Genomic DNA, 24,474 nt, shown 5'->3' with positions numbered 1-24,474 from the left:
TCCGGCGCCGCCGGATCTCGATACGCCCGCTCAGCGGGCTACTCGATCAGCATGGACCGCCGTCACCCACCCTCCGCGAGGCCGCGTTCTCTGCTGGTCGAGCAGCTGCGCAGCCGCCTTCCTGCTGGTCGAGCAGCCGTGCCATCGCCCTTCATGCTGGTCGAGTAGCCGCGCAGCGGCGTATCGAGACCCCCGGCCCCGCCAGCATTCAGCCGCCCTGCCCCCAGCTCGCCTCGATCTCGTCCGCACCGAGCACCCGATCCGCGAGCAGCAGCTGCCAGCTCCAGCTCGCCTCCGCCCCCGCGTCCAGCGTCCACGTCGCGCCGAAGAACGGCGCCGCGCACAGCATCGGCGTCCCGCTCGTCCGCACGAACCACGTCGACGGATCGACGGGACTGCCCTCGTCCGCCCGCAGCGCGACCGTCGCGCTCCCGTCCGCCACCGCGAGCCAGCGCGACACCATCCCCATCGGCTCCGCGACGGCCCCGTCCGGCCCGCTCACGGCACTCCCCTCGAACGACGGGTCCAGCCGCAGGAACAGCCCGCCGTAGCCCGCGTCCGGCCGTCCCGCCGTGGTCGGCGACCCGAAGACCAGCCGCTCCCCGAGCGCGCGCCAGCGGCTCTCGATCCGCAGCACCGTCACGTCCCCGAGCCGCCGGACGCTCAGCCGCCGCCGCTCGTCGAGGAAACGCCGCCCGCGCGCATCGAACCACCCCAGCGCGAGGTCGCCCGGGTCCGCGCTCTCCGGCCGCTGCGACCCGTTGCTGTCCACCTGCCGGTAGCCGGTCCCCGTCAACCAGGTCGGCCCGCCCCAGAGGTTCGTGTCGAGCTCGGCGTCCCCGATCGTGATGTTCGACACCGCGAGCGACAGCCCGAGATGCCAGTCGTGGTCGGCGGGCCGCACATCGCTGACCACCCGCCCCGCCGGCGTCCGCAGCGGATGCAGGTACGGCCGCGGCGAGTCCCGAGCGAGCGTCTCCGGATCGAGGAGGACGAGGCGCCCGACCCCGTCCGGCAGTTCGACGGAGGTCGGCGAGTCCTGAACCATGCGGCCGACGGTACACGCTTTCCCGGGCTACAGTGCGACGATGCCCCGCACCGGAACCCCGCCCCGATCGCCGCGCCGATGACCGCCGTCCGCCTCGTCTCGATCGGCGACTCCTTCTCGGAGGGCGTCGGCGACGAGCTCCCCGACGGCACCGCCCGCGGCTGGGCCGACCTCACCGCGCAGGGCTGGGCCGACGCGCTCGGCGAGCCGATCGAGTACGCCAACCTCGCCATCCGCGGCCGCCTCATCGACCCGATCGTCGACGAGCAGCTCGAGCCCGCGCTCGCCCTGCGGCCGACCCACCTCTCCTTCAACGGGGGTGGCAACGATATGCTGCGTCCGCGCGCCGACATCGAGCGCATCGCGGACCGCTACCTCGAGGTGCTCGCCCGCTGCGACGCCGAGGGCGTGACCCTGATCGCCCTCTCCGCCCCGGACCCGTCCGCGCGGCTGCCGCTCGGCCGGCTGATCAAGCGCCGCGGCGACGCCCTCACCTCGGCCGTCCTGCGCCGCACGCGGCAGCGCCCGGACATCGTCGTCGCCGACAACTGGACCGACCCGGCCTTCACCGACCCGTCGCTCTGGTCCGAGGACCGCCTGCACCTCGGCCCCCGCGGTCACCACCGCGTGAGCGCGCGCGTGCTCGCCTCCCTCGGCCTGCCCGTCCCGCCCGCCGCCCAGGAGGCGCCCGAGCGGCCGGCCGCAGCGAGCGGAGGCTCCGCGCAGTACTACCGCACCCACGTCGCGCCGTGGCTGCGCCGTCGGCTCACCGGCACGTCCTCCGGCGACGGCCGCACGGCCAAGCACCCGGAGCTCGTGCGCATCGCCCCGAGCGCTTAGGGGGGCCCGCCGGAGGTCGGCGCCGGCTCAGCGCCAGCCGTACCGCGCCGAGACGACCCGCGCGACCGCGTCGAAGCGCGCGCGCTCGAGCGCCGCGCCCTCGCGCCGCATCCCCGCGGGGTGCACGCGGAAGACCCGCTCCGGATCGGCGAAGCTCGGCCGCCCCTCCGGATCCCAGGGCCCCGCGCCGACCGCGAGGTAGCCGTCGTGCTCCTTCGAGCTCAGCCGGATCGCCAGCGCCGTGCCGGCCTTCTCGACCGCGAGGACGAGGACGGGGCGGTCCTTGCCGCGGCCGTCGTCCTCCTCGTAGGGCACCCAGGTCCAGACGACCTCGCCCGGGTCGGGATCGCCGTCCGGCGTCGGCGCGTAGCCGAGGTGGACGCCGCGCAGCCGGGTCGGGTCGACCTCGGAGGTCCTGCCGATGCCGTTCGCGCCCGGCGTGGGCGCCGTGGTGCTCAGGTACGGCCGCTGCGCGGGGGCGCCGGCGTCGGCGCGCGGGGCGCTCGCGCGGCCGAGCAGTCGGAGGAGCAGGGACACGACGGAGCGTGAGGAGGGCACCTGAAAACCCTAGCCCGGAAACGGAAGGAGCCGGCTCCGAAGAGCCGGCTCCACCGGGGTGTCGCGCCGAGCGCGACGAGGCAGCGGGAGGACTAGTCCGCGAGGACGTAGCCCGCCTCGCCGTGGATGGCGGTGTCGATGCCGGCGATCTCGTCCTCGTTCTTCACCCGGAAGCCGATCGTCTTCTGGATGACCCAGCCGATCGCGTAGGTGAGGACGAAGGAGTAGATCAGGACGGTGAAGGCCGCGAGGGCCTGCTTGCCGAGCTGGCTGGCGTCACCGGTGAGGAAGAGGCCGACATCGGTGCCGAAGAAGCCGATGTAGAGCGTTCCGATCAGACCGCCGACGAGGTGGACGCCGACCACGTCGAGCGAGTCGTCGTAGCCGAGCTTGTACTTGAGGTCGATCGCCAGGGCGCAGACGGCACCGGTGATCAGGCCGAGCACGATCGCCCAGAAGGGCGAAAGCACGGCGCAGGCCGGGGTGATCGCGACGAGACCCGCGACGGCACCGGAGGCGGCGCCGATCGAGGTGGGCTTGCCGTCCTTGATCTTCTCGATGATCAGCCAGCCGATGATGGCGGCGGCCGGAGCGGCGATGGTGTTGAGGAAGGCGATCGCGGCGATGCCGTCGGCGGCGAGCTCGGAGCCGGCGTTGAAGCCGAACCAGCCGAACCAGAGCAGACCGGCGCCGAGGAGCACGAACGGCGGGTTGTGCGGCTGGTGCGCGCCCTTGGTGAAGTTCACGCGCTTGCCGAGGACCAGGGCGAGGGCGAGGGCCGCCGCACCGGCGTTGATGTGCACCGCGGTGCCGCCGGCGAAGTCGATCGCACCGACGTTGTAGGCGATCCAGCCGCCGTCCGAGGTGGCGCCGGTCTCGGGGTCGAGGGCGAAGTTGAACACCCACGAGGCGACCGGGAAGTAGACGATGGTCGCCCAGACGCCGGCGAAGACCATCCACGCGCCGAACTTGGCGCGGTCGGCGATCGCGCCGGAGATGAGCGCGACGGTGATGATCGCGAAGGTGGCCTGGAAGGCCGCGAAGGCGAGCGTCGGGTACGCGGACTCGATGTCACCGCGGGCCTCGGCGTAGGCACCGGCGAGGCCGAGCTGGCTGAGGTCGATGCCGAGGACGCCGTCGATGCCGACGAAGTCGCCCACACCGGCGTTGGAGAAGGTGATCGCGTAGCCGTAGAGCACCCACAGCACGCCGATCAGGCCCATCGCGCCGAAGCTCAGCATCATCATGCTGATGACGCTCTTCGCTCGGACCAGACCGCCGTAGAAGAAGGCGAGCCCGGGGGTCATGAGCAGGACCAGCGCCGCCGCCAGGAGCATGAACGCGGTATTGCCTTGATCCATTGTTGAACCTCTCGTGAGTAAGCAGAGTCGTGAGTGAGGGCAGTGCAGAGCCCGATGCGGGCCGGCAGTCGCTGCACGACCCCGAAGACACGGCGTCTCGGAGGACGCGGGGTGTCGGGTCACCTCGGGTAGCCGACAGTCTGGCCGCGCGACGTTACGACCCGTGCGGCACGAGGTTTCGCGGATGTTACGAGCGCGGCTCCCGTGTGAACAGTGCGTTACAGCGCGCCGCGGATCCCCCGCGCACGAGCCGGGGAGATGCCGCGGAGGACCGACGCCGCGCGCCGTCGCGTCGTCAGGAGCCGGTCCGTCGTCAGGAGCCGGTCCGTCGTCAGGAGCCGGTCCGTCGTCAGGCGAACGGCCGCATCGAGGTCAGCGCGATCAGGCGCGACATCGAGCGGAGGTACTTCTTGCGGTAGCCGCCGCTGAGCATGTCGCCGCCGAAGACCTCGTCCAGCGCGACGCCGGAGGCGAGCACCGGGATCTGCGCGTCGTACACGCGGTCGATGAAGGCGACGAGGCGCAGCGCGTCCGTCTGGTCGGTGAGGGTGGCGACGTCGCGCAGCACGATGGCGTCGACCCCGTCGATCACCTTGATGTAGCGCGAGGGGTGCACCGAGCCGAGGTGGTCGACCGCGGCCCGGAAGGAGTCGTCGGTGACGACGGCGCCGGAGGGGGCCGTGGCGACGAGCTCGTCGATCGCGCTGTCCGAGCGGGTGACCGCGTGGCCCTCGATGTCGCGGCGGCGGTAGTCGGTGCCGTCGATCCGCATCGTCTGGAAGTGCTCGGCCATCGCGTGGATCTCGCGGAGGAAGTCCGCGGCGGCGAAGCGCCCCTCGCCCAGCGCGTTCGGCGGGGTGTTCGAGGTCGCCGCGATGCGGGTGCCGGAGGCGACCAGCTCGCCCAGCAGCCGGGTCATCAGCATCGTGTCGCCCGGGTCGTCCAGCTCGAACTCGTCGATGCAGAGCAGCGCCGAGCCCTTGAGCAGGGACACGGTCGCCGCGTAGCCGAGGGCGCCCACCAGGGCGGTGTACTCGATGAAGGTGCCGAAGTAGGTGCGGCCGGGCACCGCGTGCCAGATCGCCGCGAGCAGGTGGGTCTTGCCGACGCCGAAGCCGCCGTCGAGGTAGACGCCGGGCTTCACCGCGGGCGCCTTCCTCCGGCCGAAGCCGAGGAAGCCGCCGCCGCCGCCCTTGGAGCCGCCGCCGGCCGCGAACGCCCGCAGCGCCTCGACGGCCTCCGCCTGCGAGGGGTACTCCGGGTCCGGCCGGTAGCTCTCGAAGGTCGCGCCCTCGAACTGCCGCGGCGGCACCAGGGTCGAGGCGATCTCGTGGCCGCTGATCTGCGGCGAGCGCGCGGTCAGGCTGCTCGTCGAACGGACGTCGTCGGGGGTCACGCGGTCTCGCATCCAGGGTCGCAGTACTGTGTCGAGCCGCACGGCGGCGGACGCCGGCGGCACTGTGTCGAACTCTTACGGGGCCGTCCGTGCACCCGCGCACGAGGGCGCGTACTGTCGCTGAGGGCGGTCTCCAGCGTAGCCCGCCCGCACCGCCGCCCATCCGAGAACCACGTCTGCGCCCCGCGCACCATCCTGGAGGTCCCCCTTGCCCGTTGAACTCGATCCGTCGCCGAAGTTCGCCGCCTACGCGCACCCCGAACGACTCGTCAGCGGCGAGTGGCTCGAGCAGCGCCTCGGCACCCCCGGCCTCGTGGTCGTGGAGTCCGACGAGGACGTCCTCCTCTACGAGACCGGCCACATCCCCGGCTCGGTCAAGATCGACTGGCACACCGACCTCAACGACCCGGTGCAGCGCGACTACATCGACGGCGCCGCCTTCGCCGCGCTCGTCGGCGCCAAGGGCATCGCCCGCGACAGCACCGTCGTCATCTACGGCGACAAGAACAACTGGTGGGCCGCCTACGCCCTCTGGGTCTTCACCCTCTTCGGCCACGAGGACGTCCGCCTGCTCGACGGCGGCCGCGACAAGTGGATCGCCGACGGCCGACCGACCACCACGGACGCCTCGAGCCCCGCCTCGGTCGAGTACCCGGCGGTCGAGCGCCGCGACGAGGACATCCGTGCCTTCAAGGAGGACGTGCTCGCCCACTTCGGCAACCCGCTGATCGACGTCCGCTCCCCCGAGGAGTTCTCCGGCGCCCGCACCACCGCGCCGGCCTACCCGGAGGAGGGCGCCCTGCGCGCCGGCCACATCCCCAGCGCGCAGAACGTGCCGTGGGGCAAGGCCGCGGCGGAGGACGGCACCTTCCGCTCCCTCGACGAGCTGAACGGCATCTACCGCGACGGCGCCGGCCTCGCCGACGGCGACACCGTCATCGCCTACTGCCGCATCGGCGAGCGCTCCTCGCACACCTGGTTCGTGCTCACCCACCTCCTCGGCTTCGAGGGCGTCAAGAACTACGACGGCTCCTGGACCGAGTGGGGCAGCGCCGTCCGCGTCCCGATCGTCCAGGGCGCCGAGCCCGGCGAGGCCCCCGCGCCCCGCTGACCGGCCCGCTCCGACCGCGACCCGAGGGCCCCGTGCACACCTGTGCCGGGGCCCTCGGCGTCCTGCCCCGTCGTCCCCGCGTAGGGAAGAATGGAAGCGATGACCACCGACACCCCCGCCACCGACCTGCTCGGCCCCGCGCTCCGCGAGATCCGCGACGAGTTCCTCGCCCTCGAGAAGCCGGAGCGCCTCCAGCTCCTCCTCGAGTTCTCGAACGATCTCCCCGAGCTGCCCGAGCGCTACCGCGATCACCCCGACCTGTTCGAGCGGGTCGAGGAGTGCCAGTCGCCGGTCTTCATCGTCGTCGAGTTCGACGGCGACGTGATCCACCTGCACGCGACCGCGCCGCGCGAGGCGCCGACCACCCGCGGCTTCGCCTCGATCCTCGCCCAGGGCCTGGACGGCCTGACGCCGGAGCAGGTGCTCGCGGTTCCCGACGACTTCCCGCAGACCATCGGCCTGTCCGAGGCGGTCTCGCCGCTGCGGCTGCGCGGGATGAGCGCGCTGCTCGGCCGCACCAAGCGGCAGATCCGCGCCCACCTGGCCGCCTGAGCCTCGCGCGAGAGCCCGGCACCGTGATCCTGCAGCCGCTCGTCCCCGCCGGCGAGCCGATCCGCCTCGGCGAGGACGGCGCGCGAGCGGCGATCGAGGCGGCCTACCTCCCCGGCGCCGCCGTCCGCGTGCGGCTGAACATGATCGCGAGCGTCAACGGCTCGAGCATCGGCTCCGACGGCACCAGCGAGACGCTGACCAACCGCGTCGACCGCACGATCCTCGGGGTCATCCGCGCGCAGGCCGACGTCGTCCTCGTCGGCGCCGCGAGCGTGCGCGCGGAGGGCTACCGCGTGCCCAAGCGCGCGCCGCTCGCCATCGTCTCCTCCTCCGGCGACATGGCCGGCCACCGCCTCGAGGTGCAGGAGGGCGCCCGCGTGCTCCTGCTGCTCCCCGAGGGGCTAGCGACGCCGGCCGATCTCCCCCGCGGCGTCGAGGTCGTCCCGGTGCCCGCGACCGGCGGGCGGATGAGCGTCGACGCGATCCTCGCGGCCCTGCGCGCCCTCGGACTCGAGCGCGTGGTCTGCGAGGGCGGCGCCTCGCTCTCGGGCCAGTTCCTCGCCTCCGGCCGCGTCGACGAGCTCTGCCTGACCACCGCGCCCCGCGTGGTGCTGCCGGGCCTCCCCGTCGCGTCGACGGGCCAGCGGGTCGACGACTCCTACGCCCTGACGTCGCTCGCCGCGGACGACGCCGGCTTCACCTACGCGCGCTGGACCCGGACCGGCTGAGCGCCCGCTCCGCCAGCCAGCGCTCGACCGACGCCTCCCAGAGCTCCGGGTCGTCGTTCCAGAGCCGGGTGTGCCCGGCCCCGTGGAAGAGCACGAGCTCGACCAGATCGGGCCGCGCCGCCGCCAGGGCCTCGGAGGGGCCGCTCGGCACGAAGTCGTCGTCGACGCTGTGCAGCAGCAGGACCGGCACGGTCAGCTCGGCGGCCCGCTCGACCAGGTCCATCGCCGCCAGCGGGACGTGACTGCTCTGGCCGGTCAGCGCGGCCGACCACGGCCGCTGCATCGCCGTGAGCGCGAGCGCCGCGATCGGCGCCGGGATCCGGTTCAGCCGCGCCTGCTTCCGCAGGGTCACCCGCCAGTCGATCACCGGCGAGTCGAGCACCAGCCCCGCGATCAGGTCGCGGCGGCTCGAGCGCAGCGCGGTCTGCAGCACGATCGCACCGCCCATCGACCAGCCGACGAGCACGACCCGGCGCGCGCCGCGACGCTCGGCGAACCGGATCGCGGCGTCGACGTCGCGCCACTCCGTCTCCCCCAGCGCGTAGCGCCGGTCCGGGCTCTCCGGAGCGTCGCCGTCGTTGCGGTACGAGACGACCAGCGAGGTGAGCCCCGCCCGGTGGAACGCGGCCATCCCGCGCAGCGTCTCCTCGCGCGTCGTCGCGCGGCCGTGCACGTGGATCGCCCAGACGCCGCCGTCCCCCTCGGCCGGGAAGAGCCAGGCGGGAGCCGCGCCGAACTGCGTCGGCACCTCCTCGGCGGTGAACGGCAGCCCGGTCTCGCGCGGGGACAGCAGCAGCCAGCCGTTCAGCCGCCCGCGGGCGCCGGGCCGCAGGGTTCCGCGATCGACGGCGCCGAGCTCCCGCACGACCCGGCCCTGCCCGGTCGCGAGCAGCCGCCCGATCCGCGCGTGCCCGCGCCCGTGGTCGAACCAGAGGCTGAAGCCGCCGCGGACCGCGGTGTCGACGGAGGCGGAGAGCTCGATCTCGTGCACCCCCGGCCGGACGGCGAGCACCCGGACGTCCTGCGCGCGCCGGGCGGGCGGAGTGACCACCCCGCGGAGGAAGGCCGTCCCGAGGGCGGCGCCGCCCAGGGCCGTCAGGGCCGCGAGAACGGGGGCCGCGAGGACCGCGGCGAGGACGACACCGGTGTGCGCGCTCTCCGCGGCGTGCCTGCGGGCTTCGAGCATGCGGGAACTCTAGTCTGCGACCGTGCCCGAATTCCCAGCGCCGTCCCAGCTCCCGGAGGAGTTCCGCGCCGCGGTCGACTCCCTGCGCCGGGCGACGACCCGCTCCGAGCTCACCGTCTCCGAGATCGCCTCGCCCGCCGGACTCGCGCCGTACGCCGTCGCCCTCTCCGGCGACGTCTCGCCGCGCGCCCACGGCCGCGACTCCGAGCTGGGCACCGGCCGGTTCATCCTGCTCTACGACCCCGAGGAGCCCGAGCAGTGGGGCGGTCCCTTCCGCGTCGTCTGCTTCGCCCAGGCTCCCCTCGAGGTCGAGATCGGCACCGACCCCTTCCTCGCCGAGGTCGCCTGGTCGTGGCTGATGGACGCGCTCGAGGTCCGCGGCGCCTTCTACACCGCCGCCTCCGGCACCGCGACCAAGGTCCTCTCGACCGGCTTCGGCGAGCTCGCCGCCCAGGGCGACGGCGCGCAGATCGAGATCCGGGCCTCCTGGAGCCCCGAGGATGCGCAGCTCGCTCCCCACGTGGAAGGCTGGGGGGAGCTGTTGTGCATGCTCGCGGGCCTCCCGCCCGTATCGGGCGACGGTGTGACCTCGCTCGCCTTCCGACGGAACAACCGTGACTGATTACCGTGTCCTCTCCACCCCCGACGAGTTCCTCGCCGCGGTCGACGCCCTCGCCGCCGGCGAGGGTCCCGTCGCCGTCGACGCCGAGCGCGCCTCCGGCTTCACCTACTCGCAGCGCGCGTACCTGATCCAGGTCTACCGCCGCGGTGCCGGGGCGTTCCTCTTCGACCCGCCCGCGATCGGCCGGATGGACGCCCTCCAGGCCGTGATCGGCGAGGAGGAGTGGATCCTGCACGCCGCCAGCCAGGATCTCGCCTGCCTGCGCGAGGTCGGCCTCGACCCGGTGCGCATCTTCGACACCGAGCTCGCCGCGCGCCTGCTCGGCCTGCCAAAGGTCGGCCTCGGCGCCGTCGTCGAGGACCTGCTCGGCATCCACCTCGCCAAGGAGCACTCGGCCGCCGACTGGTCGACCCGCCCCCTCCCCCAGAGCTGGCTGGTCTACGCCGCGAAGGACGTCGAGCTGCTGCCCGACCTGCGCGACCGGATGGCCGAGATGCTCGTCGAGGCCCGCAAGACCCGGATCGCCCGCGAGGAGTTCGAGGCGACCCTGGCCCGGCAGCCCAAGCCGGTCCCGGCCGAGCCGTGGCGCCGCCTCTCCGGCATGCACGCCCTGCGCGGTCCGCGCGCCCTCGCCATCGCCCGCGAGCTCTGGCTGACCCGCGACGCCTTCGCCCGCGAGCGCGACATCGCGCCCGGCCGGCTGATCCCCGACTCCTCGATCATCGCCGTGTCGCGCAACGTCCCCACGAGCCTCGGCCAGCTCTCCGGCCGCCGCGACTTCACCGGCCGCGCCAGCCGCGGCGAGGTCGAGCGCTGGTGGGCCGCGATCGAGCGCGGTCAGAGCACCGAGGACCTGCCCGGCCCCGTCCGTCCCGCCGCCGACACCCTGCCGCCGCCGCGCGCCTGGGGCGACCGCAACCCGGCCGCCGACGCCAGGCTGAAGGCCGCCCGCGCCGTCGTCGGCGAGATCGCCGAGCTGCTCTCGCTCCCGGTCGAGAACCTGCTCACGCCCGAGCTGGTCCGCCGCCTCGCCTGGAACCCGCCGGAGCCGCTCGACCGGGACTCCGTCGCCGCCGAGCTGGAGCGCGCCGGCGCCCGCTCCTGGCAGATCGACGCCACCGCCGGCTCGCTCGCCACCGCGTTTGTGGAAGCCGGGCAAGCACCCGTCGAGGGCACGGAACCCGCTTCGTAGGAAGAAGCAAAGGATTCCGGCGCCCGTCGCCGCCTTCCTACGATCGGAAGGACGTCCGGTTTCCGAGAGGGCGTCCCGTTTTCAGGAGGCACTGTGGCCGAGAGATCCGAAGTCGTGTTCGTCGACGGAGTCCGTACTCCGTTCGGGCGAGCCGGTGAGAAGGGCATGTACTGGCAGACCCGGGCCGACGACCTCGTCGTCAAGGCCATGATCGGGCTGCTGGAGCGCAATCCCGCTCTGCCGAAGGAGTGCGTGGACGAGGTCGCCATCGCCGCGACCACCCAGCAGGGCGACCAGGGCCTGACCCTCGGCCGCACCGCCGCGCTCCTCGCGGGCCTGCCGCGCTCGGTCCCCGGCTACGCGATCGACCGGATGTGCGCGGGAGCGATGACCTCGGTCACCACGACCGCCGGCGGCATCGCCTTCGGCGCCTACGACGTCGTGATCGCCGGCGGCGTCGAGCACATGGGCCGCCACCCGATGGGCTTCAACGCCGACCCCAACCCGCGCTTCCTCTCCGAGCGCCTGGTCGGCGAGGAGGCCCTCAACATGGGCAAGACCGCGGAGAAGATCCACGACCGCTTCCCGCAGCTCACCAAGAGCCGCTCCGACCACTACGCCCTGCGCAGCCAGCAGAAGCTCGCCGAGGCCTACCGCAACGGCGACATCCAGCCCGATCTCATCCCCGTCGCCACCCGCAGCGCCGCCGGCTGGGGCCTCGCCACCGCCGACGAGGCGCCCCGCCCCGAGACCACGCTCGAGGGGCTGGCGACCCTGCGCACCCCGTTCCGCCCGCACGGCCGGGTCACCGCCGGCAACTCCTCCGGTCTCAACGACGGCGCCGCCGTCTCGCTGCTCGCCAGCGCCGACGCCGCGAAGGAGCTGGGCCTCCCCGAGAAGATGCGCCTGGTCAGCTTCGCCTTCGCCGGCGTCGAGCCCGAGATCATGGGCATCGGCCCGGTCCCCTCGACCGAGAAGGCGCTGAAGAAGGCCGGGCTCGGCATCGAGGACATCGGCCTCTTCGAGCTCAACGAGGCCTTCGCCGTGCAGGTGCTCTCCTTCCTCGACCACTTCGGCATCGACGACGACGACCCGCGGGTCAACGAGTACGGCGGCGCTATCGCGATCGGCCACCCGCTCGCCTCCTCGGGTGTCCGGCTGATGATCCAGCTCGCCCGCCAGTTCGAGGCGCACCCCGAGGTCCGCTACGGCCTGACCGCGATGTGCGTCGGTCTCGGCCAGGGCGGCTCGGTCATCTGGGAGAACCCGCACTTCGACGGCAAGCGCGCACGACGGAAGGGACGCTGACCCATGCTCGAAGGATTCGAGGACCTGGTCGAACTCGCCGAGGGCGAGGTCGTCACCCACTCCTACGTCCGCGACGTCCCGCTCCCCAGCGGCCGCGTCCTGGCGCTGATCACGCTCGACAACGACCGCGATCACACCCGGCCGAGCACCTTCGGCCCCGCCGGGCTGTTCGAGCTGGCCGACGTGCTGCTCGCCCAGCAGGCGCGCGCGAAGGCCGGCGAGATCCAGGCGGTCGGCGTGACGGGCAAGCCGTTCATCCTCGCCGCCGGCGCCGACCTCAGCAAGGTCGGCAGCATCCCGAGCCACGAGATCGGACGCCAGCTGGCGCGCCTGGGCCACAGGACCCTCGGCCTGCTGGCCGAGCTCGGCGTCCCCTCGTTCGTCTTCATCAACGGGCTCGCGCTCGGCGGCGGCACCGAGATCGCGCTGAACGCCGACTACCGCACCGTCGACGCCTCGATCCCCGCGCTCGGACTGCCCGAGGTCTTCCTCGGCATCATCCCCGGCTGGGGCGGCGCCTGGCTGCTGCCGAACCTGATCGGCATCGAGAACGCCCTGAAGGTGATCGTCGAGAACCCGCTGAAGAACAACCGGACCCTCAAGGGCCAGGACGTCTTCGACCTCGGCATCGCCGACGCGATCTTCCCCTCCGCGAGCTTCCTCGAGAACTCGCTGGTCTGGGCCGACGGCGTCCTCGGCGGGACCGTCGAGGTGAAGCGGCCGAACATGCCCGGGAAGATCGAGCGCCTGGTGAAGTGGGACGCCGCGATCGCGATCGCCCGCAAGCAGCTCGAGTCGAAGATCGGCACCGTCGCCGCGTCGCCCTACCGCGCGCTCGACCTGCTGAAGGCCGCCAAGAGCAGCACCCGCGAGGAGGGCTTCGCCGCCGAGGACGAGGCGCTGGCCGACCTCGTCTCCGGGGATCAGTTCCGCGCGAGCATCTACGCCTTCGACCTGGTGCAGAAGCGGGCGAAGCGCCCCGCCGGCGCGCCGGACAAGAGCCTCGCCAAGCCGGTCACCAAGGTCGGCGTCATCGGCGCGGGCCTCATGGCTACGCAGTTCGCGCTGCTCTTCGTCCGCCGCCTCCAGGTGCCGGTGGTCATCACCGATCTCGACCAGGAGCGGGTGGACCGCGGCGTCGCGAGCATCGTCGGCGAGATCGACACCCTGCTCGCCAAGGGCCGCCTCTCGCCGGACGACGCGAACCGCCTCCGCGGTCTCGTCACCGGCACCACCGACCGCGCCGACTTCGCCGACGCCGACTGGGTGATCGAGGCGGTCTTCGAGGAGCTCTCCGTCAAGCAGGAGGTCTTCGCCGACATCGAGCGCTACGTGTCCCCCACCGCCGTCCTCGCGACCAACACCTCCTCGCTCTCGGTCGAGCGGATCGGCGAGCGGCTGCAGCACCCGGAGCGCCTGGTCGGCTTCCACTTCTTCAACCCGGTCGCGGTGATGCCGCTGATCGAGGTCGTGAACACGCCGCAGACCGACGACGAGACGCTGTCGACCGCGATGGTCACGGCGGCGAAGCTGAAGAAGAACGCCGTCATCACCCGCGACACCCCGGGCTTCGTGGTCAACCGCGTGCTGGCGAAGGTGCTCGGCGAGGCGATGCACGCCGTCGACACCGGCACCCCGTTCGAGGTCGTCGAGGCCTCGCTCGAGCCGTTCGGCCTGCCGATGACGCCGTTCGAGCTGCTCGAACTCGTCGGACTCAAGGTCGGCGCGCACGTGCTCGACACCCACCACGCGGCCTTCCCGGACCGCTTCTACGACAGCGCCAACCTGCACCGCCTGGCGGAGCTCGGGCACGTCTTCGAGCGCGACGCCAAAGGCCGGGTGAAGGGCGTGGACAAGCGCGCCGTCGCCATCGTCAAGGGCGGCTCCGACCCGATGACCGCCGAGGAGCTGCGGCTGCGCGTCGAGACCGGCCTCGCCGACGAGGTGAAGCGGATGCTGGACGACGACGTCGTGCACGCCGCGGAGGACATCGACCTCTGCCTCATCCTCGGCGCCGGCTACCCGTTCCAGATGGGCGGCCTCACGCCCTACCTCGACCGCGTCGGCGCGAGCGAGCGCGCCTTCGGCGGCACGTTCCACGACCCGGCCATCCGCGGGGTGGAGTAGCCGCAGGAACTCGAGAACGCAGGAGGGCGCCCACCGGTCCGGTGGGCGCCCTCTCTCGTGCGTGCAACGTGCTCAGTCCTCGAGCACTCAGTCCTCGAGCACTCAGTCCTTGCGCGCGTCGTCGTGCGCCGCGACCTCTTCGGGCAGCGGGCGCGCGACCGGGATCTTGCTTCCGAGCACCTGGGCGACGACGTCGCGGGCGATGTGCTGCGGAGTCAGTCCGACGTCCTCGAGGATCTCCTCGCGCTTGGCGTGGTCGAGGAACTGGTCCGGCAGCCCCAGCTCGGTGACGGCCGTGTCGACGCCGGCCTCGCGGAGGTCCTGGCGGATCCGGGTGCCGATGCCGCCGACGCGCACGCCGTCCTCGATCGAGATCACGAGGCGGTGCTCGGCCGCGAGGTCGATGACGCTGCGCGGCACCGGCACGACCCAGCGCGGGTCGACGACGGTGGCGCCGATGCCCTGCGCGGCGAGCCGCTGCGCGACGTCGAGGCCCATCGCCGCCATCGGGCCGACGGTGACGATCAGCACGTCCTGCCGCTCCGAGCGCAGCAGCACGTCCACACCGTCGTCGAGGCGCTCGAGCGCGTCGATCTCGTCGCCGACGTTGCCCTTGGAGAAGCGCACGACCGTGGGAGCGTCCTTCACGCCGACGGCCTCGCGCAGCTCCTCGCGCAGCCGGACGGAGTCACGGGGCGCGGCGAGGCGGATGTTCGGGACGACCTGGAGGATCGCGAGGTCCCACATGCCGTGGTGGCTCGGGCCGTCGGGGCCGGTGACCCCGGCGCGGTCGAGCACGAAGGTGACGCCGGCGCGGTGCAGCGCCACGTCCATCAGGACCTGGTCGAAGGCGCGGTTGACGAAGGTCGCGTAGAGCGCGACGACCGGGTGCAGACCACCGAAGGCGAGGCCGGCGGCGGAGGTCACGGCGTGCTGCTCGGCGATGCCGACGTCGAACACGCGGTCCGGGTACTTCTCGGCGAGGCGGTCGAGGCCGACCGGGCGGAGCATCGCGGCGGTGATGCCGACGATCGTCGGGTCCTCGTCCGCGAGGGTGACGATCTCCTCCGCGAAGACCGAGGTCCAGGAGCGGGCGCCGCTCGCGCTCAGCGGCTCGCCGGTCTCCGGATCGATCTGGCCGACCGCGTGGAACTGGTCGGCGAGGTCCTGGACGGCGGGCTCGAAGCCCTTGCCCTTCTGCGTGATCGCGTGCACGATCACCGGCGTGCCGTAGTCCTTGGCCTGCTGGAGCGCCTCCTCCATCGCGGTGAGGTCGTGTCCGTCGATCGGGCCGAGGTACTTGATGTCGAGGTTGGAGTACAGCGCCTCGTTGTTGATGAAGCGGCTGAGGAAGCCGTGCAGGCCGCCGCGCACACCGCGGTAGACCGCGGCCGCGGGGCCGCCCAGGCGCTCGGAGACGGCGCGGGAGCCGCGGTGCAGCGTGCGGTAGGTGCGCCGGGTGCGGACGCCGTTGAGGAAGCGCGCCATGCCGCCGATGGTCGGGGCGTAGGAGCGGCCGTTGTCGTTGACGACGATGACGAGACCGCGGGAGTTGTCGTCGCTGATGTTGTTCAGCGCCTCCCAGGTCATCCCGCCGGTGAGCGCGCCGTCGCCGACGACCGCGACCACGTGGCGGTCCGTCTGCCCGGTCATCGTGAAGGCCCGCGAGATGCCGTCCGCCCAGGACAGCGAGCTGGAGGCGTGCGAGCTCTCGACGATGTCGTGCGGCGACTCGGAGCGCTGCGGGTAGCCGGCGAGTCCGCCGCGCTGACGGAGGCCGGAGAAGTCCTGGCGGCCGGTCAGCAGCTTGTGCACGTAGGACTGGTGCCCCGTGTCGAAGATGATCGCGTCGTGCGGCGAGTCGAAGACCCGGTGGATCGCGATGGTCGTCTCGACGACGCCGAGGTTCGGGCCGAGGTGGCCGCCGGTCTTGGACACCTCGCGCACGAGGAAGTCGCGGATCTCCAGCGCCAGCGTCTCGAGCTCGGTCCGGGTCAGGCGGTCGAGGTCGCGCGGTCCGGAGATGGTCTCGAGAACAGCCATTCGCGCCGCCTTTCCGGGGGATGTCTGAGGGGTGTGGACGTCTCCCGAGTCTACGCACGGGGTCCGGTGGAACAGGTGCGCGCCTCCCCGGCTTGCAGGGAGGCGCGCAGATCTGCTCGGAATCAGACCAGGGAGCGCAGCACGTACTGCAGGATCCCGCCGTTGCGGTAGTAGTCCGCCTCCCCGGGGGTGTCGATGCGGACGACCGCGTCGAACTCGATCGGCTGCTTGCCCTCGGGCGAGTCGGACGTCGGCGAGGCGACGACGTGGACCGTCTTCGGGGTCACGCCCTCGTTCAGCGCCTCGATGCCCGAGATGCTGATCGACTCCGTGCCGTCGAGCCCGAGCGAGGCCCAGGTCTCGCCCTGCGGGAACTGCAGCGGGACGACGCCCATGCCGATCAGGTTCGAGCGGTGGATCCGCTCGAAGCTCTCGACGATGACCGCCTTGACGCCCAGGAGGCTGGTGCCCTTCGCCGCCCAGTCGCGCGACGAGCCGGAGCCGTACTCCTTGCCGCCGAGGATCACCAGCGGGGTGCCCTGCGCCTGGTAGTTCTGCGACGCGTCGTAGATGAACGACTGCGGGCCGCCCTCCTGCGTGAAGTCCCGGGTGTAGCCGCCCTCCACGTTGTCCAGGAGCTGGTTGCGCAGGCGGATGTTCGCGAACGTGCCGCGGATCATCACCTCGTGGTTGCCGCGGCGCGAGCCGTAGGAGTTGTAGTCCTTGCGGTCCACGCTGTGCTCGGCGAGGTACTGACCGGCCGGGCTGTCGGCCTTGATCGAGCCGGCGGGGCTGATGTGGTCGGTGGTGACCGAGTCGCCCAGCTTGGCGAGCACGCGGGCGTCGGCGATGTCGGTGACCGGGGTCGTCTCCATCGTCATGCCGTCGAAGTACGGGGGCTTCCGCACGTAGGTGGAGTCCTCGTCCCACTCGAAGATCGAGCCCTCGGGGGTCTGCAGCGAGCGCCAGCGCTCGTCGCCGTCGAACACGCCGGCGTACTGCGTGTCGAACATCGACTTGTCGATCGAGGAGTCGATCGTCGCCTGGACCTCGGCCGCGTCGGGCCAGATGTCCTTGAGGAAGACGTCGTTGCCGTCGGTGTCGGTGCCCAGGGCGTCGACCTCGAAGTCGAAGTTCATCGAGCCGGCGAGCGCGTAGGCGATGACGAGCGGCGGGCTCGCCAGGTAGTTCATCTTCACGTCGGGGTTGATGCGGCCCTCGAAGTTGCGGTTGCCCGAGAGGACGGCCGTGACGGCGAGGTCGTTCTCCTGCACGGCGGTCGAGATCTCCTCGAGCAGCGGGCCGGAGTTGCCGATGCAGGTGGTGCAGCCGTAGCCGACCGTGAAGAAGCCGAGGGCCTCGAGCGACTCGGTGAGCCCGGCCTTCTCGTAGTAGTCGGTGACGACCTTCGAGCCCGGCGCCAGCGTGGTCTTGACCCACGGCTTGGCCTTGAGGCCCTTCTGCGCGGCGTTGCGGGCCAGCAGGCCGGCCGCGAGCATCACCGAGGGGTTCGACGTGTTGGTGCACGAGGTGATCGCCGCGATCGCGACGGCGCCGTGGTCGATGGTGAAGCTCTCGTGGCCCTCGCCCAGCTCGACGGTGGTCGGCTTGGACGCCGTGGTCGGCGCGTGCGAGCGGTGGGTGTGCGAGTGCGAGCTGTACTCGTCCTGCGGCTGGAGCTCGCCCGGGTCCGACGCGGGGAACGACTCGGCGAGGGTGAGGTCGACGATGTCGTGGGTGACGTCGGTGTAGTTGTTGAGGTCCGACTCGAACTGCGTCTTCGCCGAGGTGAGCTCGATCCGGTCCTGCGGGCGCTTCGGCCCGGCGATCGAGGGGACGACCGTGCTGAGGTCCAGCTCGAGGTACTCGCTGAAGACCGGCTCGACCGCGGGGTCGTGCCAGAGCTTCTGCACCTTGGAGTACTGCTCGACCAGGGCGATCTGCTCGTCGCTGCGGCCGGTGAGGCGCAGGTAGTCGAGGGTCACGTCGTCGATGGGGAACATCGCGGCGGTGGAGCCGAACTCGGGGCTCATGTTGCCGATGGTCGCACGGTTGGCGAGCGGCACCTGGGCGACGCCGGCGCCGTAGAACTCGACGAACTTGCCGACGACGCCGTGCTTGCGCAGCATCTCGGTGATCGTCAGGACGACGTCAGTCGCGGTCACGCCGGCCGGGATCGCTCCGGCGAGCTTGAAGCCGACGACCTTGGGGATGAGCATCGACACGGGCTGGCCGAGCATGGCCGCCTCGGCCTCGATGCCGCCGACGCCCCAGCCGAGCACGCCGAGCCCGTTCACCATGGTGGTGTGCGAGTCGGTGCCGACGCAGGTGTCGGGGTAGGCGCGGAGGACGCCGCCGACCTCGCGGGTCATCGTGACGCGGGCCAGGTACTCGATGTTGACCTGGTGGACGATGCCGGTTCCGGGCGGGACGACCTTGAAGTCGTCGAACGCGGTCTGGCCCCAGCGGAGGAACTGGTAGCGCTCGCCGTTCCGCTCGTACTCGAGCTCGACGTTGCGCTCGAGGGCGTCGGGGGTGCCGAAGAGGTCCGCGATGACCGAGTGGTCGATGACCATCTCGGCGGGCGCGAGCGGGTTGATCCTGTTCGCGTCGCCACCGAGGGCCGCGACGGCCTCGCGCATGGTGGCGAGGTCGACGATGCAGGGCACGCCGGTGAAGTCCTGCATCACGACGCGCGCGGGCGTGAACTGGATCTCGGTGTCGGGCTCCGACTCCGGGACCCACTCGCCCAGGGCGCGGATGTGATCGGCCGTGATGTTGGCGCCGTCCTCCGTGCGGAGCAGGTTCTCGAGCAGCACCTTCAGGCTGAACGGGAGCTTCTCGTGACCGGGGACCCGGTCGATGCGGAACACCTCGTAGTCGGTCGAGCCGACCTTCAGGTTGTCTTTCGATCCAAAGCTGTCTACCGCGGACACGTCGCCCTCTCCTTCGCTGACGTGGGCTCCGCCGACGGGCGCACCCACATATCCGTCTCCATCTTGGCGACCGCGCACAGCGCCCCGCCACCAAGGAGGACCTAACTATTTATCTTGACGTCGAGACAACTCTACGCGCGTTCCGTGGGCGGAGCCGCCTCGTCCCGCTCCGCCGCGCCGCGGTACTCCGCGCGCACGGCCAGGACGGTGAGCACCAGCAGCGGTGCGTAGAGGGGCAGGCCGAGCACGAGCTTCCAGGTGCCCAGGGCCGTGGCGTCGCCGGCGAGGAAGAGCGGGTACTGCACCGCGAGCCGGACGAAGAACAGCGCCGCCCAGGCGAGCGTCAGCAGCGAGAACAGCCGGCGCTTCCGGCGGTCGTCCCGCCAGGCCGTGCCGTCGCCCATCAGGTAGCCGGCCGCGACGCCGATCAGGGGCCAGCGCGCGAGCACCGACACCAGGAAGACGAGGCCGTAGACGAGGTTGGTGATCAGGCCGGGCACGAAGTTGTCGACGGCGCGGCCGGTGATCAGCGCGAGGGCGGCCGAGATCACGACGCCGAGCAGACCGCCGACCGCCTGGATGACCGGGGTGCGCCCGAGGATCCGCGCGACGGTGAACAGCACGGCCATCCCGACCGAGGCGACCAGCGAGAGCACGAGCTCTCCCGTGATCGTGAAGAGGAGGACGAAGGCGACCCCGGGCACGACGGCCTCGAGGATGCCGCGGACGCCGCCCATCGAGCCGAGCAGTGCGCGGCCGTCGAACGGCTCGCCGTCGGCGACGACGCCGAGTCCGGAGCGGCGGGCGGCCTTGGCGATCGCGTCGCCGACCTCCGGCTGGACAGCACGCTCGGGCCGCTCGGGCTGATCGGCGCGCTCGGGCTGCGGGTCGCCCTCGGCGCCCATCCCGCTCAGCTCGCGCTCTGCTGGGTCTGGCCGCTGTCCGGCATCTTGAGCGGGATGAGGTCGCGCGGGGGCATCGGGCCGGAGCCGCGCACCACGACGACACTGCGGAAGAGGTCCTCGACGGCGGCCGCGGCCTGCTCGTCGGTGGCCCCCGCGCCGGCGATCACGCCGCGGAGGAACCAGCGCGGACCGTCGACGCCGACGAAGCGCGCGACGCGCACGCCGCCGCCGGCCAGCGGGAGCTGCGCGACGATCTCCGGGCCGAAGACGCCCTCGCGCTCCTCGGTGCTGCCGCCCTGGCGGCCGATCTGCTCCGCGATCTGCCCGCGGATCTCGTGCCAGAGACCCGAGGATCGCGGCGCCGCGAACGGCTGCACCTGGAGGGTGGACCCGGCGTAGTCGAGGCCGACGGCGATGACGCGCTTGGTCGCCTCCTCGACCTCGAGGCGGATGTGCATGCCCTCGCGGGGCAGCACCTTCACCCCGCCGAGGTCGATGTAGGGGCGGACCGGGTTGGCCTCGCGCTCGTCGAGCGGGCCGGCCTCGGCACGGTCGGCGGGCGCGGACTTCTCGAAGTCCTGCGCGGCGGTCTCGACGGCCGCGTCCTCGGTGCCGGCGGGCTGGATGTCGCTCATGCGTTCTCCTCGTTGGTGCGGGCGTCTGCTGGTGCTGCGGTGGCGTAGCCGGTCGAGCCGAAGCCGCCGGTGCCGCGGACGGAGTCCGGCAGCTCCTCGACGGCGGTGAAGCGGGCCCGGACGACGGGCAGGATGACGAGCTGTGCGATCCGGTCGCCCGCGGCGATCCGGTACGGCTCGCGCGCGTCGGTGTTCAGGAGCGCCACGCGGATCTCGCCGCGGTAGCCGGCGTCGATGGTGCCGGGCGCGTTCACGATCGTGAGGCCGTGCTTGAAGGCCAGCCCGCTGCGCGGCACGACGAAGCCGACGTGACCGTCGGGCAGGGCGATCGAGACCCCGGTGCCGACGCTCGCCCGCTCGCCGGGAGCGAGCACGAGCTCCTCCGTGGAGCGCAGATCGGCTCCGGCGTCACCGGGGTGGGCGTAGAACGGGACCTCGTCCGCGCGGATCGGGACGTCGACGGTTTCGTTCACGTGACGAGGGTAGACCAATCGTCTGATGCAATAGGGACATGCCGTCCTACCGAGAGAGGCTGTGGCCCGCGCCCTGGCTCTTCGTCTCCACCGCCCTCGTGATCCCCGCCAGCATCCTGGTCTTCGCGCCGATCAATCTGTCCGTCGGCTTCCTCGTCGCGCTGGTGCTCTACGGCGGCACCGTCGGCACGCTGCTGGCCACGTCGCCGACCATCGAGGTCGTCGACGGCGAGCTGCGGGCCGGCCGCGCGCACATCCCGCTCGAGCTGGTGGGCGACGCGGTCGCCTTCACCGGCGAGCGGGCGTTCGCTCAGCGCGGACCGCGATTGGATGCCAGGGCGTTCCTCGTCATCCGCGGCTGGGTGCGCGACGTCGTCCGGGTCCCGATCGATGACCCCGCCGACCCGACGCCGTACTGGCTGCTGTCGAGCAGGCGCCCCAACGACGTCGTCGCCGCGATCCGGGAGGGATCACGGCGACGGGGCGCTGGTCTTTCGGAGCCGGGAGAGGCCTAGGCGGCGCACTCCAGGCAGATCGGGCCGAGCTTCTCCTCGTGGTCGATCTGCGAGCGGTGCTTCACCAGGAAGCAGCTGACGCACGTGAACTCGTCCGCCTGCGGCGGAAGGACCACGACGTCCAGATCGAGGTCGGACAGATCGGCACCGGGCAGTTCGAATCCGCCCGGGTTGTCGGCGTCATCGACGTCGACGACACCGGACATCTTGTCGGGGACTCGCTCCTTCAGGGCCTCGATCGACTCGGAGTCGTCATCGGTCTTGCGGGGGGCGTCGTAGTCCGTAGCCATTCCCATCCACTTCTTAAATTCAGTCGTTCAACAAATCGGCGGGGACAGTGTGCATCAAGAAGTATCGATGCGCAAACCGCTTCGAACGCGTCTTGACAGCCGCTGCCGCGCCCTCCTCCGCACCAACTTTCGACCCGCCCGCGGTATTCCCGGGGAACGGCCCGTCGGCGTGCGATCCTGAGCCGGTTCGCGGCAGGCACGGGCTCGTCCGCGGCCAGAAGGAGGTCCAGCACGATGATGGAACTGAAGGTGATCGGCGTCGAGAGCGGATCGCTCGTCCTCGTCTCGGACGGCGGTGAGCGGTTCTCCGTCCGCATCGACGAGACGCTGCAGAGCCAGCTACGCCCGCGCGTGCACTCGCTGCCCCCGCGGGAGAAGCGCGTGTCGCCCCGCGAGATCCAGTCGCACATCCGCTCGGGCCTCTCCGCCGAGGAGGTCGCCGAGCTCACCGGCGCCGACCTCGACTACGTCGCCCGCTTCGAGGGCCCGGTCACGGCCGAGCGCGAGCACATCGTCGCCTCCGCCCTGGCGGTCCGCGTCTACACCAGCGCCGACCCCGACCCGCTCGAGGAGGGCACGCCCTTCGGCGACGTCATCCGCGAGCGCCTGGGCGCCCTCGGCGCTGACGGCGAGCAGTGGTCGAGCTGGAAGGAGGAGGAGGGCTGGGTCGTCAAGCTGCTCTTCCGCTCCGACGAGATCGACCACGACGCCCGCTGGCGCTTCGACCCCAAGAAGGCGCTCCTCTCCCCCCTCACCGCCGAGGCGACCACGCTCTCGCAGCAGGGCGAGATCCGGCCGACGCTCATCCCGCGCCTGCGCGCCGTCATCCCCGCCGCGGTCGACGAGCTGGCGACCCGCTTCGACACCGACGCCTTCGCGAAGCCCGCGGAGCCGTCGCGCCCCGAGCGCACGGGCTCCGAGCGCCAGGGGCCGTCGCGTCTCCCGCACTCCCGCCCCGCCGCCTCCCGGCCCTCCGACACCGAGCCGCAGCCGGCCCTCTCGGACACGCCGCGTCCGGTCTCGACGCTCCCCCGCCCGGTGACCAGCACGACCGAGCAGCGCGAGCGCAACCTCAACGACACGGCCGATCTCCTCGACGCGCTTCGTCGCCGGCGCGGCGAGCGCGACCACGCCTCCTCGGCGCGGGTGCGCGAGGAGCCGCAGCCGGAGGCCCCCGCGGTCGTCGCCCCGAAGGCCCCCGAGCCCGAGCGCCCCGCGGCACCCGCCGCCGAGCACCCCGCCGCGAGCGGACGCACCTCGATGCGCCGCGGCCGGGCCGCCATCCCCAGCTGGGACGAGATCGTCTTCGGGGCCCGCAGCGACGACTGACCGGTCGACGACTGACCGGTCGACGCCGGACCGGTCGACGCCGGAGAGGGCGACGCCGGACCGGTCGACGCCGGAGAGGGCGACGCCGGAGAGGGCGAGCGCGCTCCCGGGACTCAGATCCCGGAGAGCGCGCCGAAGCCGAGCAGCGGCACCTGGGTCTCCTCGGGGGTGAGCGAGCCGTGCTGGCCGATCATCGACCGGCCGGAGGCGTCCTCCGCCGAGTAGTAGGCGATCGCCTTGCGGGCGGCGACGAAGACGTCGCCCATCCGCTCCGCCGCCGGGGCGCCGACCTCGCCGAACCAGCCGCTCGCCGCGACCTCGTCACGGGTCGCGATCCAGGCGCGGGAGCCCTCCGCCTCGCTCCAGCGCGCCGCGACCACCGCGGGATCGACCCCGGCCTCGAGGTGCAGCTGCAGGCAGCGCGGCTCGCCGGCCAGGTGGCGGACGCCCTCGAGCAGGACGGGCTCCCGGACGAGGACGTGCGAGGACGCGGGCACGTCCAGCACGCCGTGGTCGGCGGTGACGAGCACGCCCTCGCGGCCGGAGAGTCCGCGGACGAACGCCGCGACCTCGCCGTCGAGCTGCTCCAGGGCCGTCGTCCACTCCGGCGACTCCCAGCCGCGGGCGTGCGCGGTCATGTCGAGCTCGGGGACGTAGAGGTAGACCAGCTGGCGGCCTCCGCGGTCGAGGAGGTCGCGCGCCGCGGCGAAGCGCTCGGCGACTCCCCCGGCGACCCGGTACTCGGCGCCGCGCAGGATCGCCCGGGTGAGCCCCGAGTGCGCGTAGCGGGCGGCGCCGATGACGCTCGCCGCGACACCCGCCTCGACGGCGCGCTCGAAGACGGTGGGGTGCGGCTGCCACTGCTCCGGGACCATCCGGTCGTCCCAGCCGGAGAGCTGGTTCACCAGCCGGTCGTTCGCGCGGTCGAGCACGCGGTAGCCGACCATCCCGTGCTCCCCGGGGCGCCGGCCCGTGGTGAGGCTGGCGAGGGCCGCCGCGGTCGTCGTCGGGAAGCCGGAGGCGAGGGTCGTGGCCTTAGTGAGCGCGGGCGCGAGCGTGCGCGCGTGGCCGGCGCGCTGCCGCAGGTTGGCCGCTCCGAGCCCGTCGACCAGGACGACGACGATCCGCTCCACGCGCGGCGAGCCGAAGGTCCCCGGGCGGCCGAGGAGGGCGTCGAGAGCGCCGGGGAGGACGTCGGCGAGGCTCCGCCGCCCGGCGGGGACGGCCGGTAGCATGGGGGTCATCGCGCCCAGTTTCGCACGCTGCGCCCTTCCGCGGAGCGTGCCCCGCCGTGCCCGCGCCCGCTACCGAAGTGAGAC

Annotated in this window: 22 protein-coding genes; 10 read left to right on the top strand and 12 right to left on the bottom strand. The window is 72.4% G+C overall.

Annotated elements, in window-relative coordinates:
• Positions 1-208 precede the first annotated feature (208 nt).
• Complete coding sequence (locus C1I64_RS05750) at positions 209-1,048, bottom strand: DUF6807 family protein (RefSeq protein WP_127886500.1); 840 nt, start codon at positions 1,046-1,048, stop codon at positions 209-211.
• Between the two features lie 78 nt (positions 1,049-1,126).
• On the opposite strand from C1I64_RS05750, the gene C1I64_RS05745 reads away from it, so the two are divergent.
• The gene (locus C1I64_RS05745; RefSeq protein ID WP_127886499.1) at positions 1,127-1,888 is read left to right on the top strand and encodes an SGNH/GDSL hydrolase family protein; all 762 of its coding nucleotides are present in this window, start codon (positions 1,127-1,129) and stop codon (positions 1,886-1,888) included.
• Between the two features lie 27 nt (positions 1,889-1,915).
• Here C1I64_RS05745 and C1I64_RS05740 read toward each other — a convergent pair whose 3' ends face one another.
• From C1I64_RS05740 to zapE, 3 genes are all read right to left on the bottom strand, one after another.
• Complete coding sequence (locus C1I64_RS05740) at positions 1,916-2,446, bottom strand: type II toxin-antitoxin system PemK/MazF family toxin (RefSeq protein WP_166649619.1); 531 nt, start codon at positions 2,444-2,446, stop codon at positions 1,916-1,918.
• Between the two features lie 92 nt (positions 2,447-2,538).
• Positions 2,539-3,807, bottom strand: coding sequence for an ammonium transporter (locus C1I64_RS05735; protein WP_127886498.1), 1,269 nt, complete (start codon positions 3,805-3,807; stop codon positions 2,539-2,541).
• A 349-nt stretch (positions 3,808-4,156) separates the two neighbouring features.
• The gene (gene zapE, locus C1I64_RS05730) at positions 4,157-5,203 is read right to left on the bottom strand and encodes a cell division protein ZapE (RefSeq protein WP_243586756.1); all 1,047 of its coding nucleotides are present in this window, start codon (positions 5,201-5,203) and stop codon (positions 4,157-4,159) included.
• Positions 5,204-5,411: 208 nt separating this feature from the next.
• On the opposite strand from zapE, the gene C1I64_RS05725 reads away from it, so the two are divergent.
• The 3 genes from C1I64_RS05725 to C1I64_RS05715 all read left to right on the top strand — a co-directional run bounded on the left by C1I64_RS05725 (position 5,412) and on the right by C1I64_RS05715 (position 7,594).
• A complete protein-coding gene (locus C1I64_RS05725; protein WP_127886497.1) occupies positions 5,412-6,314 on the top strand; it encodes a sulfurtransferase in 903 nt (300 codons plus the stop codon).
• 99 nt (positions 6,315-6,413) lie between these two features.
• Positions 6,414-6,866, top strand: coding sequence for a SufE family protein (locus C1I64_RS05720; protein ID WP_123445868.1), 453 nt, complete (start codon positions 6,414-6,416; stop codon positions 6,864-6,866).
• 23 nt (positions 6,867-6,889) lie between these two features.
• The gene (locus C1I64_RS05715) at positions 6,890-7,594 is read left to right on the top strand and encodes a dihydrofolate reductase family protein (protein WP_127886496.1); all 705 of its coding nucleotides are present in this window, start codon (positions 6,890-6,892) and stop codon (positions 7,592-7,594) included.
• On the opposite strand, the gene C1I64_RS05710 is transcribed toward C1I64_RS05715, so the two are convergent.
• Complete coding sequence (locus C1I64_RS05710; protein WP_127886495.1) at positions 7,563-8,780, bottom strand: alpha/beta hydrolase family protein; 1,218 nt, start codon at positions 8,778-8,780, stop codon at positions 7,563-7,565. The two genes, C1I64_RS05715 and C1I64_RS05710, sit on opposite strands and share 32 nt — an antisense overlap.
• Positions 8,781-8,802: 22 nt before the next feature.
• Here C1I64_RS05710 and C1I64_RS05705 point away from each other — a divergent pair, with 22 nt between their 5' ends.
• The 4 genes from C1I64_RS05705 (at position 8,803) to C1I64_RS05690 (ending at position 14,029) form a co-directional block, all read left to right on the top strand.
• Entirely contained in the window at positions 8,803-9,402 is a 600-nt protein-coding gene (locus C1I64_RS05705) for a DUF3000 domain-containing protein (protein WP_127886494.1), read from the top strand.
• Positions 9,395-10,594, top strand: a complete 1,200-nt coding sequence (locus C1I64_RS05700; RefSeq protein ID WP_123445864.1) for a ribonuclease D — start codon at positions 9,395-9,397, stop codon at positions 10,592-10,594. The genes C1I64_RS05705 and C1I64_RS05700 overlap by 8 nt, the downstream gene beginning before the upstream one ends.
• A gap of 93 nt (positions 10,595-10,687) precedes the next feature.
• Positions 10,688-11,902, top strand: a complete 1,215-nt coding sequence (locus tag C1I64_RS05695) for a thiolase family protein (protein ID WP_127886493.1) — start codon at positions 10,688-10,690, stop codon at positions 11,900-11,902.
• Between the two features lie 3 nt (positions 11,903-11,905).
• The gene (locus C1I64_RS05690) at positions 11,906-14,029 is read left to right on the top strand and encodes a 3-hydroxyacyl-CoA dehydrogenase NAD-binding domain-containing protein (RefSeq protein WP_127886492.1); all 2,124 of its coding nucleotides are present in this window, start codon (positions 11,906-11,908) and stop codon (positions 14,027-14,029) included.
• 102 nt (positions 14,030-14,131) lie between these two features.
• On the opposite strand, the gene dxs is transcribed toward C1I64_RS05690, so the two are convergent.
• The 5 genes from dxs to dut form a co-directional block, all read right to left on the bottom strand.
• On the bottom strand, positions 14,132-16,072 hold the full coding sequence (dxs, locus tag C1I64_RS05685; protein WP_123703583.1) for a 1-deoxy-D-xylulose-5-phosphate synthase: 1,941 nt from the start codon (positions 16,070-16,072) through the stop codon (positions 14,132-14,134).
• Between the two features lie 122 nt (positions 16,073-16,194).
• A complete protein-coding gene (gene acnA, locus C1I64_RS05680) occupies positions 16,195-19,008 on the bottom strand; it encodes an aconitate hydratase AcnA (RefSeq protein WP_127886491.1) in 2,814 nt (937 codons plus the stop codon).
• 131 nt (positions 19,009-19,139) lie between these two features.
• A complete protein-coding gene (locus C1I64_RS05675) occupies positions 19,140-19,913 on the bottom strand; it encodes a DUF3159 domain-containing protein (RefSeq protein WP_127886490.1) in 774 nt (257 codons plus the stop codon).
• A gap of 5 nt (positions 19,914-19,918) precedes the next feature.
• Positions 19,919-20,548, bottom strand: coding sequence for a DUF3710 domain-containing protein (locus C1I64_RS05670; RefSeq protein WP_123445858.1), 630 nt, complete (start codon positions 20,546-20,548; stop codon positions 19,919-19,921).
• Entirely contained in the window at positions 20,545-21,021 is a 477-nt protein-coding gene (gene dut, locus C1I64_RS05665; RefSeq protein ID WP_123445857.1) for a dUTP diphosphatase, read from the bottom strand. Before dut ends, C1I64_RS05670 begins: the two co-directional genes overlap by 4 nt.
• 38 nt (positions 21,022-21,059) lie before the next feature.
• On the opposite strand from dut, the gene C1I64_RS05660 reads away from it, so the two are divergent.
• Positions 21,060-21,536 (top strand): DUF3093 domain-containing protein, encoded by a 477-nt coding sequence (locus C1I64_RS05660; RefSeq protein ID WP_127886489.1) that lies wholly within the window; start codon positions 21,060-21,062, stop codon positions 21,534-21,536.
• Here the strand turns inward: C1I64_RS05660 and C1I64_RS05655 are convergent.
• Positions 21,533-21,826, bottom strand: a complete 294-nt coding sequence (locus tag C1I64_RS05655) for a DUF4193 domain-containing protein (protein WP_055792269.1) — start codon at positions 21,824-21,826, stop codon at positions 21,533-21,535. The genes C1I64_RS05660 and C1I64_RS05655 overlap by 4 nt on opposite strands.
• 234 nt (positions 21,827-22,060) lie before the next feature.
• On the opposite strand from C1I64_RS05655, the gene sepH reads away from it, so the two are divergent.
• Positions 22,061-23,155 (top strand): septation protein SepH, encoded by a 1,095-nt coding sequence (gene sepH / locus C1I64_RS05650; protein WP_127886488.1) that lies wholly within the window; start codon positions 22,061-22,063, stop codon positions 23,153-23,155.
• 113 nt (positions 23,156-23,268) lie between these two features.
• Here the strand turns inward: sepH and C1I64_RS05645 are convergent, their stop codons facing one another.
• Positions 23,269-24,399, bottom strand: coding sequence for an alkaline phosphatase family protein (locus C1I64_RS05645; RefSeq protein ID WP_208645088.1), 1,131 nt, complete (start codon positions 24,397-24,399; stop codon positions 23,269-23,271).
• Between the last annotated feature and the right edge of the window lie 75 nt (positions 24,400-24,474).

Origin of the sequence: Rathayibacter festucae DSM 15932, assembly GCF_004011135.1 — a bacterium.
Taxonomy (GTDB): domain Bacteria; phylum Actinomycetota; class Actinomycetes; order Actinomycetales; family Microbacteriaceae; genus Rathayibacter; species Rathayibacter festucae.
Note: the sequence above shows the minus strand (reverse complement) of the source record. Positions and strands in the feature narration are given on the sequence as shown.

Excerpts from the sequence above, each read along its gene's own strand:
- C1I64_RS05710 (WP_127886495.1), bottom strand. The coding sequence starts at position 8,780 with ATGCTCGAAGCCCGCAGGCACGCCGCGGAGAGCGCGCACACCGGTGTC.
- C1I64_RS05660 (WP_127886489.1), top strand. The coding sequence starts at position 21,060 with ATGCCGTCCTACCGAGAGAGGCTGTGGCCCGCGCCCTGGCTCTTCGTC.
- C1I64_RS05670 (WP_123445858.1), bottom strand. The coding sequence starts at position 20,548 with ATGAGCGACATCCAGCCCGCCGGCACCGAGGACGCGGCCGTCGAGACC.
- sepH (WP_127886488.1), top strand. The coding sequence starts at position 22,061 with ATGATGGAACTGAAGGTGATCGGCGTCGAGAGCGGATCGCTCGTCCTC.
- C1I64_RS05720 (WP_123445868.1), top strand. The coding sequence starts at position 6,414 with ATGACCACCGACACCCCCGCCACCGACCTGCTCGGCCCCGCGCTCCGC.
- C1I64_RS05645 (WP_208645088.1), bottom strand. The coding sequence starts at position 24,399 with ATGACCCCCATGCTACCGGCCGTCCCCGCCGGGCGGCGGAGCCTCGCC.
- C1I64_RS05750 (WP_127886500.1), bottom strand. The coding sequence starts at position 1,048 with ATGGTTCAGGACTCGCCGACCTCCGTCGAACTGCCGGACGGGGTCGGG.
- C1I64_RS05675 (WP_127886490.1), bottom strand. The coding sequence starts at position 19,913 with ATGGGCGCCGAGGGCGACCCGCAGCCCGAGCGCGCCGATCAGCCCGAG.
- C1I64_RS05735 (WP_127886498.1), bottom strand. The coding sequence starts at position 3,807 with ATGGATCAAGGCAATACCGCGTTCATGCTCCTGGCGGCGGCGCTGGTC.
- C1I64_RS05745 (WP_127886499.1), top strand. The coding sequence starts at position 1,127 with ATGACCGCCGTCCGCCTCGTCTCGATCGGCGACTCCTTCTCGGAGGGC.
- dxs (WP_123703583.1), bottom strand. The coding sequence starts at position 16,072 with ATGGCTGTTCTCGAGACCATCTCCGGACCGCGCGACCTCGACCGCCTG.
- C1I64_RS05690 (WP_127886492.1), top strand. The coding sequence starts at position 11,906 with ATGCTCGAAGGATTCGAGGACCTGGTCGAACTCGCCGAGGGCGAGGTC.
- C1I64_RS05655 (WP_055792269.1), bottom strand. The coding sequence starts at position 21,826 with ATGGCTACGGACTACGACGCCCCCCGCAAGACCGATGACGACTCCGAG.